Source organism: Bradyrhizobium sp. UFLA01-814, assembly GCF_046718885.1.
Classification (GTDB): Bacteria; Pseudomonadota; Alphaproteobacteria; order Rhizobiales; family Xanthobacteraceae; genus Bradyrhizobium; species Bradyrhizobium elkanii.
On sequence record NZ_JAQOSR010000230.1, the window covers coordinates 1 to 11,151 of the forward strand.

The window sequence follows — 11,151 nt, forward strand, 5'->3', positions numbered from 1 at the left end:
CCCATGTATGAGATCTAGACAACCTCATTCTGGCACACTGATGCCGTAGGGGGCCGTCCACACCATCAACCACCGAATTTGATTGAGAGTGAAATAGTGGCCTCAGCATCGCACAACAACAAGCAGTCGGGGTAATGGGTCCTGGCTTTCGCCAGGACGACGCTGAATACATTCACATTCTCTCAGGATGACGGTGCTGGAATGCGAGCGCTCCCAGTCGTCGTTGCAATGACGGGGAGGGAGCGGCGTCCTACCCCAGCCGCATGTCCAGCAGCCGCCGGCCTTCGCCCTTCAGCAGCTTCTTCACCGCGCTCGAGGCGATTACGTCGCCATTGTTGGCGTAGGCCTCGTGGTTCTTCTCGATGTCGTCGAGGCGGTAGAGGTAGTTGACCATGATGCCGGCGGATTCGCGCAGGCCCTTGGGTGAGAGGTCGCCGAGCCAGTTGATCCGCTCCAGCCGTGCGCCGTTGCCGAGATGGAAGCGCGCGACCGAATCGATCAGCCGTCCCTTCGGTGTGCGCGCCTTCAGGAAATAGTAGGCGGCAAGCGGCTCCAGCACGGCGCGCAGCTGGGTGGCGAGCTCGGCGTTCTCGAACCAGTCGGGCTTGCCGAGGCTTTCCAGCAGCTGGCGGTCCTCATCGGTGAGCGGCACGTCGTCGGCCTGCTTGACCCACTGCATGAAGCCCGGCACCGGCGACAGCGTCACGAAGTTGTCGAGCTTCGGCAATTCGCGGCGCAGCTCCTCGACCACCTGCTTGATCAGGAAGCTGCCGAAGGAGATGCCGCCAAGGCCGCGCTGGGTGTTGGAGATCGAATAGAACACCGCGGTGCGGGCGCGCTCGACCGGGACCGGCTCGCGCTCTTCCGCAAGCAGCGGCGCGATCGCGCCCGGGATGGCTTCGGTCAGTGCGACCTCGACGAAGATCAGCGGCTCGTCGGCCAGCGCCGGATGGAAGAAGGCGTAGCAGCGGCGATCGATCGGATCGATGCGGCGGCGCAGATCGTCCCAATCGCGGATCTCGTGCACGGCCTCATAACGGATGATCTTCTCCAGAATATTGGCCGGCGACGACCAGTCTATCCTGCGCAGCACGAGGAATCCCCTGTTGAACCAGGACGAGAGCAGGTGCACCACGTCGCGATCGAGCGCGGCGAGGTCCTTGTTGCCCTTCATCAATGAAAGCAGATCCGAGCGGATCGACACCAGCTCGCCGGTGCCGCCCGGCGCGCGATTGAGGCGGCGGATCAATTCCTGGCGGCGCGGCTCGGAGGCGAAATGCAGGTCGCTGGCGTCGTCGCCATTGGCTTTGGCGCGCCAGCTTTCGATCGCCTGCGCCAGCTTGGCGTGATCGGGGCCGAAATCGCGGGCCAGCGTCTGGAAGAACGACAGCCGCCCGGCGGCATCGAGGTGGTGGTAGCGGTCGAGCACTTCGCGCGCCAACGCGGTGCCGGAGGCTTCGCCGCGGCCGGACAGCAGCGCTTCGCACAATTCCAGCAGTTCGGAAGCATCCTGCTTGTCGTTGGCCGGGCTGGCGCGGCCGAGCAGGACGCGGCCACGTTCGGAAATCGTCGAGAGCAGATCGGAGAAGAAGGCATTGGCCATGAGCAGGTCGTATCCAGCAGGTCGTATCCAGTGAAGCCGGACCTTACACGGGATTTAAGGTCGGGAGCACTGCAATCAAGCGCATGGATCGTACGGAAATATGTCGCAGCGCGACAGCGGTATAATTCGTCGTCGCTGTGCCCGGTGGCGAATCCCGTTCACGTTTTCTCCGCGAACGCGGTCGGTGTCTTGCCGGTAACCTGGCGGAACGCGTGGGAAAATGCCGGCACGCTGGCATAGCCGAGGTCGGAGGCGACCTGCTTGACCGAAACGTTCGCGGTGCTCGACAGGCGCTCGATGGCGGCCGCGATGCGGGCGCGCTGGCACCAGCTCTTGAACGAGAGCTGCGTCTCCGCCGAGAACAGCCGCGACAGCGTCCGCGCGGAGGTGCCGACCGTGCGCGCCAGCGCATCGATGTCGTGGTCCTTCGTCGGATCGGCCAGCACGATGTCGGCGGCGCGGCGGCAGCGCGGCTCCTGCGGCAGCGGGATGAAGGTCGCCGAATCCTCGGCCTGGTGCAGCTCCAGCATCACGAGGCGGATCAACAGAGCGGTGCGCTCGCGTCCGCATGAGGCGTCGAACAGCGCCAGGATCGCCTGGTGCACCAGCGGCGACACCCGCACCACGAATTCGTGGTCGAGGCTGTCGCTGCGCTTTTCGCGCGCGAGCCAGGCCTGGTCGAAATACAGCGTGCGCATCTCGATGTCGGCAAGCACGTCGATCGCGTGCGGGAGCAGGGCAGGGACCCACACCGCGCGGTCCGGCGGCACCAGCCAGCGCCCCTTGGGCGTCGTGACCTGCATGGTGCCGCTGGCGGCATAGACCAGCTGTGCCTCGCGGTGCATGTGCGGGTCGAGCCGGACGCCCTTGCGGTAGCTGCGCGCCACCAGATGCACGCCGTCCCCGGTGACGCGCCGGTCCTGGTGGAGGGCTCTTATTGGCGGCTCAGCGATAGTCATTGGCGACATCCCGTCAGGACAAGCACCTATAACCTATTTTGGAGCAATTGAAGAATCGCGTGAGAGACGTGCCGATGAACGGTCCAAGCAACAGTCCGAGCCGGGTGATCACCTTCGTCAACGCGGCCCATTTCATCGATCACTACGCGATGCTGATTTTCGCTGCCGCCGTCATCATCATGGGCCCGGCGCTCGGCATGGCCTATTCGGAACTCCTGCCCTATGCGACCCCGGGCTTCATCGCCTTCGGCGCCGGCTCGCTGGTCACGGGCTGGCTCGGCGACCGCTGGAGCCGCCGCCACATGATGGTGATCTTCTTCGTCGGCATCGGCCTGTCGATGATCTCGGTCGGCTTCGTGCAGACGCCGCTGCAACTCGGCGCCGCACTGCTGGCGATCGGCATCTTCGCCTCGATCTATCATCCGGTCGGCACCGCGATGATCGTGTCCTATGCCGAGAAGCTCGGCGCGCAGATGGGGATCAACGGCGTCTGGGGCAATCTCGGGGTCGCCTCGTCGGCGCTGGTCACCGGCGTGATCGGCCAGTATCTCGGCTGGCGCTGGGCGTTCATCGTGCCCGGCACGGTCACCGTGCTGATCGGCATCGTCTTTGCGATGACGGTGGTGCATGAGGACCGCAAGGGCTCCAGGCAGGCCGCCGCCCAGGTGCGGGTCGCCAAGGAGGACATGTGGCGCGTGGTGCTGTCGCTCCTGATCGTGGTGATCGCGATCTCCACCACCTTCAACGCAGTGACGGTGGCGCTGCCGAAGCTGTTCGCCGAACGGCTTGCCGATCTGACCAGGAGCCCGGCGCTGCTCGGCGTGATCGCGGCCGGGGTCTATGTATTCGGCGCGATGACGCAGTACACCATCGGCAAGCTGCTCGACAGATATTCGCTGAAGACGGTGGCGCTGCCGCTGTCGTTCCTGCTGGCGCCGTTCCTCTATCTGGCGGCGAGCCTGTCCAACCTGCCGCTGATCGTGGTCTCGATCGGCATCGTGATGGGCGCGTTCGGCCAGGTCACGGTGAACGATGCCATGGTCGGCAAGTACACCACCGAGGAATGGCGCTCGCGCGCCTATGCGGTGCGCTATTTCGTCGGCTTCACCGCGGCCGGCGCTTCCGTCGGCCTGGTGGCCTGGCTGTACGACCAGGGCGGCTTCTCGATGATGCTGCGCGCCTTCGCGGCGCTGTGTCTGCTGGCGATCGCGGCCGCGATCATCCTGCCGCGCGAGATCCGCACCCCGGCGACGCAGGCGGGCTGACACGGGCGTCTTGCGCCAGCTGCCGTTGAGGAATGCGTGCGCCGACCTGCGGTGCGCCGCTCGGGCACCGCCGGCAAACCGTGACCTGGTCACGGTTCGCCAACTTTGTTCCAACCCGAAGGTGTGGTAGGTTCAAGCGGGCCTCGGGGACGACGGCGCCGGTTGCGCCTCGAGCACGCAATTTTTTTGGAGCAGCCGGAGCGCCATGGGAGAAATTCGCGACTTCAAGTCAGGCCGGTCACAGCCCGACAATACACAGCCTCCCGGCGATTCAATGCCGCGGCGCCTGGCCGCGATCGTTGCCGGCGATATCGCCGGCTACAGCCGGCTGATGCAGCTCGATGAGGAAGGCACGCATACGCGCGTCAAGCGGACCCTGCGCGACCTGATCGAGCCCACCATCGCCGAGCACCACGGCAAGCTGGTCAAGACCACCGGCGACGGCTTTATCGCGATGTTCGACAGTCCGGTCGAGGCCGTCCGTTGCAGCATCGTGATCCAGCAGAACATGATCGGCCGCAACGCGGCGGTCGCGCGAGATCACTGGATCGAGTACCGGATCGGCGTCAACCTCGGCGACGTCATCATCGAGCCCGACGATATCTATGGCGACGGCGTCAACGTGGCCTCGCGTCTGGAAGGAATCGCGGCGCCGGGTGACGTCTTCATCTCCGGCGGCATCTACGAGCAGATCAAGCACAAGATGGTCTGCGGATACGAGTCGCTCGGCGACCGCAAGGTCAAGAACATCACTGATCCGGTCCGGGTTTATCGCGTGCTGCCGGATGCAGCCGCGTACCAACGGACGCGCAGGCGCCGCGAGTCCATTCTGCTCACGCTGCTCGGACTGGCGGTCGCGATCATCGCCGGAGGCGTGCTTTGGTATTTGTTGGCGCAACCGCGCGGCAAGCCGGCCGACGTGGCACAGGCGCCTCCGTCACCGACGGCATCGCCTGCCGTCCAGCCGCCGGCACCAAGCCCGGCTCCGACTCAAACTGCAAGTCCGACCCCGGCGGCACCGACGCAGCAAGCGTCGCCTCAACCCGCGCCCTCCGCGAGTCCCACCCCGGACCTGCCGGAGCCCGAACTGGTCTTGCTTCAAGCTGGCAGCTTCTCGATGGGAAGCAATGACGATCCTTCCGAGCGGCCGATCCGCCGGGTGACAGTCAAGCCCTTTGCCATGGGCAAATATCCGGTCACGGTCCGCGAATGGAACGCCTGCGCAGCGGCCAAGGCTTGCGGCTTCACGGTCAGCGGCAAGGATGACGTTCCGGTCACCAATGTGAGCTGGAGCGATGCGAAGCAATATGTGACCTGGCTCGCCGAGCGCACCAAGAAGCCCTACCGGCTTCCGAGCGAAGCCGAGTGGGAATATGCGGCGCGCGGCGGAACGCCATCGAAGTACTGGTGGGGCGACCAGATGCAATCGGGCCACGCCGGATGCAAGGATTGCGGCGGCGACGGTTCGGCCGAGCAGCCGGTCAAGGTCGGCAGCTACAAGCCGAATCCGTTCGGCCTCTACGACATGGGCGGCGGGGTCGATCAGTGGGTCGAGGATTGCTGGCACAGGAATTACCAGGGCGCGCCGACCGACGGTGCGGTCTGGTCCGGCGGCGACTGCGCCTCGCATGTCATCCGCTCCGGCTCCTGGAAGAATGACGCACGCTATGTGCGGCCGGCCAATCGCGATAATTACGACACCAATGTTCGTTATCCGACCCACGGTTTCCGGGTCGCGCTGTCTCCCTGAGCGATCATCCCTGATCGCCAGGCTTCATGGAGGGGCTATGAAAACTGCAGGCTTGATCATGCTCGCTGCGGCACTGACGCTGTTCGCGGCCCCGGCCGACGCCCAGAACAAGCCGGCCGGCAAGGACACCAAGCTGTATTTCATCTGGCCGCGCGACGGCGCTAAGCTCAAAAGCCCGTTCTGGTGCCGCTTTGGGCTGCGCAACATGGGCGTCACCCATGCCGGCGACGACTACCCGAACAGCGGCCATCACCATCTTCTGATCGACGTGAATGAGCCGTTGAACCCGAATGAGCCGATTCCGTCGGACAAGTCTCATCTGCACTTCGGTGCGGGCCAGACCGAGACGCAGCTCGATCTGGCGCCCGGCAAGCATACCCTGCAGTTGGTGCTGGGCGACGCCAAGCACTATCCATTCAGCCCGCCGGTCCTCTCCGAAAAAATCACCATCCGCGTCAGATAGGCCGATACGGATAGCTCCCTTGCGAGAACCGGCGCTTGCACAAGGCCGCGCCGTGCGGTTTGTTGCGCGCCTGCCGGACAGCAAGATTCGGTGTGGAGGACGTCCGATGTCGTCTCGACTGCTGCGTCTGGCCGGCCTCGTTCTGGGAGTGATTGTCATGGCCACATCAGCGGATGCCGACGCCTTGAAGGATCAGATCGCGCCGACCGGAAGGCTCCGGGTCGCGATCGCGATCAGCCCGGCCGGCGGCGCGTTCTGGTCGACCAAGACCGAGAACGGCTATGCGGGCGTTCCGGTCGATCTCGGCCGCGAGATGGCGGCGCAACTCGGCCTCCCGGTCGAATATGTCGTGCATCAGAATTCCGGCCAGATCACCGACGCGGCGGCCAAGAGCACCTGGGACATCACCTTCCTGCCCAAGGATCCCGAGCGCGAGACCAAGATGACGTTCGGGCCGATCTATGAGGTTGCCGACGCCACCTATATCGTCAAGCCCGGCTCGACGATCACGAATTTCGCGGCGCTCGACCAGGACGGCGTCAAGGTCGCCGCCGTCAATGCCACCACGACGATGCGCGGCGCTATCGCCCATCTCAAGCACGCCAAGGTCACGGGCTATCAGACCTATGACGAGATCTTCAATCTCCTGAAGAGCGGCGAGATCGACGCCTTCGCATTGTCGCGCGATCAGCTCAATGCGATGGCGAAGAAGATTCCGGGCACGCGCGTGCTGGACGAGACCTTCAAGCAGACCGTCACCGCGGTCGCGGTGCCGCTCAACCATCCGCTCGCCGCGGCCTTCGCCACCAGGTTCATGACGGAGGCGATCGCCAACGGCACGCTGCGCAAGGCCTACGACAACAACGGGCTGAAGGGCTCGCCGGTCCGCACCGAGGTGAAGTGAACTAGCGGTGCGTATCGGCTCTTTCCCCCGTCACCCTGAGGAGCGCGCAGCGCGTCTCGAAGGGTCGACGGCCACCAGCCGGGCCGTCCATCCTTCGAGACGCCGCTCCGCGGCTCCTCAGGATGACGGTGATGGAGGGGCGCGCATCCTCTGGGCGACATCTGGGCATGCTGCATAATTCCGCGCCATCGCGCCGCGCGTTTCCTGCGCGACCAGCCTAACTCATTGTATTGACAGGGATTTAAAGCCAGCCGCCAGCGTCGCCGCTTGGCACATCCATTGCTTTTGATTGCACCAGTCAATGACGACTGCCGTCCTCCGGATGGCCGAGGCCAGTGCTGGCCGAGGCGAGGGGATCAAGGCGCCCGGCCCGGGCGTCTCGAGCAATCGTTGCAGCCCCATCTCCCCGGACGAGCATTTCAACCAACCCGCGTCGCTTCCGGCAGGCAACCGGCGCGGCCGAATTGCGTAAGGGGATTTTACGAATGGCCTATCTCGCTCCGTCCGAATTCGTCACCAAGATGGTGGATGCCGGCGAATCCAAGATCTTCATGTCGACGCGCGACACCGTGATCCGCGCCTATATGGCCGGCGCGATCCTCGCGCTGGCGGCCTGGTTCGCCGTGACGATCAACGTCAATACGGGTCAGCCGCTTGTCGGAGCATTGTTGTTTCCGGTCGGCTTCGTCATGCTCTATCTGCTGGGCTTCGATCTATTGACCGGCGTGTTCGTGCTCTCGCCGCTTGCGCTGCTCGACAAGCGCCCCGGCGTCACGCTCGGCGGCGTCCTGCGCAACTGGGGCCTCGTCTTCATCGGCAATTTTGCCGGCGCGCTCACGGTGGCGTTCATGATGGCGTTCGTGACGACGTTCGGCTTCACGCAGGAGCCCGACAAGGTCGGCATGACCATCGGCAACATCGGCGAGGGGCGAACGCTGGGCTACGCGGCGCATGGCGCGGCGGGCATGGCCACGCTGTTCATCCGCGGCATGCTCTGCAACTGGATGGTCTCGACCGGCGTCGTCGGCGCGATGATCTCCACCACGGTGCCCGGCAAGGTGATCGCGATGTGGATGCCGATCCTGGTGTTCTTCTACATGGTGTTCGAGCATTCGGTGGTGAACATGTTCCTGTTCCCGTCCGGACTGATGCTGCATGCAAAGTTCTCGATCATGGATTACCTGATCTGGAACGAGATCCCGACCGTGCTCGGCAACCTCGCCGGCGGCCTGGCCTTCACCGGGCTCACGCTCTACACGACGCATGTGAAGACGGCGCCGAAGCGCCAGCGCCTCGCGGCTTGATCCTCGACGACTTATGGGGCTCTCCTGTCGCGGAGGGCCCCATTCGTTTTGGGACGGTCGATGCCGCGCGCGCTGAAAATATCGGTCGGGCAATTCTCTGATCAGGGCCGCAAGGACGCCAATCAGGACTTCCACGGCGCCTTGATCCCCGACGAGCCGCTGCTCGGCCTGAAGGGCATCGCCGTGGTGCTCGCCGACGGCATCTCCTCGAGCAGCGTCAGCCGCATCGCCGCCGAGTCCGCGGTCAAGAGCTTCCTGACCGACTATTACTGCACCTCGGAATCGTGGTCAGTCAAAACCTCGGCGCAGCGCGTTCTGGAGGCGACCAATTCCTGGCTGCACGCGCAGACCAGGCGCAGCCAGAATCCCTACGACAAGGACAAGGGTTACGTCTGCACGCTGAGCGCCCTGGTCGTCCGGTCGACCACCGCGCACCTGTTCCACGTCGGCGACTCCAGGATCTACCGCGTCGCCGGCAACAGCCTCGAGCAACTGACCAACGACCACCGCGTCGTGATCTCCTCGCAGCAGAGCTATCTCGGTCGCGCGCTCGGCGTGAACCCGCAGCTCGAGATCGACTACCAGGCTCTCCCGCTGGAGCGCGGCGACATCTTCCTGCTGGTGACCGACGGGATCTACGAGCATGTCCCGGCGCGGCAGCTGGCGAAGACCATCAAAGACGGCGCCGCCGATCTCGAGGTTGCCGCGAAATCGATCGTCGAGCAGGCCTATGAGAACGGCAGCCCGGACAATCTCACCGTGCAGATCGTCCGGATCGACGAATTGCCCGACGGCGATGCCGGCGAGGTGTTCGGCCAGCCGACCGAACTGCCGCAGCCGCCGCTGCTCGACGCACGGATGCTGTTCGACGGCTATCGCATCGTGCGCGAGCTGCACGCATCGCACCGCAGCCACATCTATCTCGCGGTCGATGAGGACAGCGCCACCACGGTCACGATCAAGATCCCCTCGATCGACCTGCGCGACGATCCGGCCTATCTGAAGCGCTTTGTGATGGAGGAGTGGGTCGCCCGGCGGATCGACAGCCCGCATGTGCTGAAGCCGTTTCTGCCGCAGCGCAAGCGCAACTTCCTCTACATCACGATGGAATATATCGACGGTCAAACCCTGACGCAGTGGATCACGGACAATCCCGCACCGGCGCTGGAGACGGTGCGCGACATCGCCGAGCAAATTGCAAAAGGGCTGCGCGCCTTCCACCGCAAGGAGATGCTGCATCAGGACGTCAGGCCCGACAACATCATGATCGACAGGACCGGCACGGTGAAGATCATCGATTTCGGCTCGACGCGGATTGCGGGTGTCGCAGACGCGGTGCCGGCGGGCGTCGAGGACATCCTGGGCACCCAGCAATACACCGCGCCGGAATATTTCCTCGGCGAGGGCGGCACCGCGCGCTCCGATCTGTTCTCGCTCGGCGTCGTCACCTACCAGATGCTGACGGGACGCTTGCCCTATGGCGCGCAGATCGCGCGGGCCCGGACGCGATCCGACTTCAACCGGCTGGCCTACCGGCCGGCCGCGCATGGCGGCCGCGACGTCCCGACCTGGGTCGACGGCGCGCTGGAGCGCGCCGTGCACGCCAATCCGCTCAAGCGCTACGAGAGCTTTTCGGAATTCCTGTTCGACCTGCGCAATCCCAACGCAAAATATCTGACGACGTCATCGACCCCGCTGATCGAGCGCAACCCGGTGCTGTTCTGGAAGTCGACCACCCTGCTGCTGGCGCTGGTCGTGGTGGTGCTGCTGGCCTACGGCGCGCATCATTTGCGGTAGCGGATAGCCGGCCCTCTTCCCGTCATCCTGAGGAGCGCGTAGCGCGTCTCGAAGGATGAACGGCCCCGCTGGTGGCCGATTCATCCTTCGAGGCTCGCCCCGCTCGCGCCTCAGGATGACGGGAAGGGAATGAGGATGACGGGGAGAGGGAGGCCGACTTCAGTGCGTCCCACCCGCCGCGATCGGATCGAGGCCGCTCTTGACCAGCGCGTCGCGCGCATCTGATGAGGCGAGGAAGCTGATCAGCGCCTTGCCGGCCTCACGCTCCTTTGAAACCGTCGCGATCCCGGCGGAAAACACCGTGATCTTCTGCAACGGCTCCGGTAATGGGCCGACGATGTCGATGCCGGTCACCGGCTTCAGCTCGGAGATTTGCTGCAGGCCGATCTCGGCCTCGCCTTTGGCCACGATTTCGCCGACCGGGGTCGCCGGGATCATCCGCGCCTTGTCCTTCATCTGATCGACGATGCCGAGCTTTGCGAACATCTCGGTCGAGACATAGACGCCGCTGGCGCTGTCCGAATAGGCGACCGATTTCGCCGCCAGCAGCGCCTGCTTGACGGTGTCGGCCGAGCCGATGTCGGGCTTCGTCGCGCCTGATTTCACCGCGATCCCGATCGGCGACTTCACGAGGTCGACGCGGCTGTCGGACACCACCTTGCCCTGCTTGATGAGATCGCCGAGCGCATAGCCGACCATGATCAGCACGTCGGCCGGCTCGCCGCGCTCCAGCCGTACCGGAATGGAATTGGTCGTGGTGCCCATCGACGGCCCGAAGGCGGTCACCACCTTGTGCCCGGTCTTGCGCTCGAACTCCGGCACCAGCGCCTTGTAGGCCGCCGTCAGCCCGCCCGAGATCATGACATGGACTTCGGCGGCGGATACGGCTGAGGTGAAGGCGAGGGCGCCGATGATGGCGAGCGTGAGGGCACGGAAGGCGGTAGGCGCGCGCATGGAGTTTCTCCCTGGACGATTCTTCGGAAGCGGGTCGTCGTGGCCGGGCAGACTACTGCGCGGGCCAGTGCGTAGCTAGTGTCCTGAACCAGAAGTTCGCAACATCGCGTCGTGTTTTGGCGGGGCATTGTAGCGGCAGAAGCGCTCGATGG

The 11,151-nt window shown here is 64.7% G+C and carries 9 protein-coding genes; 6 read left to right on the plus strand and 3 right to left on the minus strand.

The genetic code is table 11. The annotated features are described in order from the left end of the window. Positions 1 to 250 precede the first annotated feature (250 nt). Both PMN64_RS39120 and PMN64_RS39125 read right to left on the minus strand, forming a co-directional pair. The gene (locus PMN64_RS39120; RefSeq protein ID WP_411784609.1) at positions 251 to 1,603 is read right to left on the minus strand and encodes a malonyl-CoA decarboxylase; all 1,353 of its coding nucleotides are present in this window, start codon (positions 1,601 to 1,603) and stop codon (positions 251 to 253) included. A 158-nt stretch (positions 1,604 to 1,761) separates the two neighbouring features. Further along, positions 1,762 to 2,562, minus strand: coding sequence for an AraC family transcriptional regulator (locus PMN64_RS39125; protein ID WP_028342411.1), 801 nt, complete (start codon positions 2,560 to 2,562; stop codon positions 1,762 to 1,764). 74 nt (positions 2,563 to 2,636) lie between these two features. On the opposite strand from PMN64_RS39125, the gene PMN64_RS39130 reads away from it, so the two are divergent. The 6 genes from PMN64_RS39130 to PMN64_RS39155 all read left to right on the plus strand — a co-directional run bounded on the left by PMN64_RS39130 (position 2,637) and on the right by PMN64_RS39155 (position 10,045). After that, entirely contained in the window at positions 2,637 to 3,827 is a 1,191-nt protein-coding gene (locus tag PMN64_RS39130; protein WP_018273066.1) for an MFS transporter, read from the plus strand. 205 nt (positions 3,828 to 4,032) lie between these two features. Beyond that, the gene (locus PMN64_RS39135; RefSeq protein WP_411784610.1) at positions 4,033 to 5,577 is read left to right on the plus strand and encodes an SUMF1/EgtB/PvdO family nonheme iron enzyme; all 1,545 of its coding nucleotides are present in this window, start codon (positions 4,033 to 4,035) and stop codon (positions 5,575 to 5,577) included. Positions 5,578 to 5,614: 37 nt separating this feature from the next. Beyond that, complete coding sequence (locus PMN64_RS39140) at positions 5,615 to 6,040, plus strand: DUF4399 domain-containing protein (RefSeq protein ID WP_411784611.1); 426 nt, start codon at positions 5,615 to 5,617, stop codon at positions 6,038 to 6,040. Between the two features lie 157 nt (positions 6,041 to 6,197). Beyond that, entirely contained in the window at positions 6,198 to 6,944 is a 747-nt protein-coding gene (locus tag PMN64_RS39145) for a transporter substrate-binding domain-containing protein (protein WP_411784612.1), read from the plus strand. A 485-nt stretch (positions 6,945 to 7,429) separates the two neighbouring features. Beyond that, positions 7,430 to 8,248, plus strand: a complete 819-nt coding sequence (locus tag PMN64_RS39150) for a formate/nitrite transporter family protein (protein WP_304496515.1) — start codon at positions 7,430 to 7,432, stop codon at positions 8,246 to 8,248. Positions 8,249 to 8,308: 60 nt separating this feature from the next. Further along, complete coding sequence (locus PMN64_RS39155) at positions 8,309 to 10,045, plus strand: protein kinase domain-containing protein (RefSeq protein WP_411784613.1); 1,737 nt, start codon at positions 8,309 to 8,311, stop codon at positions 10,043 to 10,045. 159 nt (positions 10,046 to 10,204) lie between these two features. Here PMN64_RS39155 and PMN64_RS39160 read toward each other — a convergent pair whose 3' ends face one another. Next, on the minus strand, positions 10,205 to 10,999 hold the full coding sequence (locus PMN64_RS39160; RefSeq protein WP_411784614.1) for an extracellular solute-binding protein: 795 nt from the start codon (positions 10,997 to 10,999) through the stop codon (positions 10,205 to 10,207). Between the last annotated feature and the right edge of the window lie 152 nt (positions 11,000 to 11,151).

Excerpts from the sequence above, each read along its gene's own strand:
- PMN64_RS39125 (WP_028342411.1), bottom strand. The coding sequence starts at position 2,562 with ATGACTATCGCTGAGCCGCCAATAAGAGCCCTCCACCAGGACCGGCGC.
- PMN64_RS39160 (WP_411784614.1), bottom strand. The coding sequence starts at position 10,999 with ATGCGCGCGCCTACCGCCTTCCGTGCCCTCACGCTCGCCATCATCGGC.
- PMN64_RS39140 (WP_411784611.1), top strand. The coding sequence starts at position 5,615 with ATGAAAACTGCAGGCTTGATCATGCTCGCTGCGGCACTGACGCTGTTC.
- PMN64_RS39120 (WP_411784609.1), bottom strand. The coding sequence starts at position 1,603 with ATGGCCAATGCCTTCTTCTCCGATCTGCTCTCGACGATTTCCGAACGT.
- PMN64_RS39155 (WP_411784613.1), top strand. The coding sequence starts at position 8,309 with ATGCCGCGCGCGCTGAAAATATCGGTCGGGCAATTCTCTGATCAGGGC.
- PMN64_RS39130 (WP_018273066.1), top strand. The coding sequence starts at position 2,637 with ATGAACGGTCCAAGCAACAGTCCGAGCCGGGTGATCACCTTCGTCAAC.
- PMN64_RS39150 (WP_304496515.1), top strand. The coding sequence starts at position 7,430 with ATGGCCTATCTCGCTCCGTCCGAATTCGTCACCAAGATGGTGGATGCC.
- PMN64_RS39135 (WP_411784610.1), top strand. The coding sequence starts at position 4,033 with ATGGGAGAAATTCGCGACTTCAAGTCAGGCCGGTCACAGCCCGACAAT.
- PMN64_RS39145 (WP_411784612.1), top strand. The coding sequence starts at position 6,198 with ATGGCCACATCAGCGGATGCCGACGCCTTGAAGGATCAGATCGCGCCG.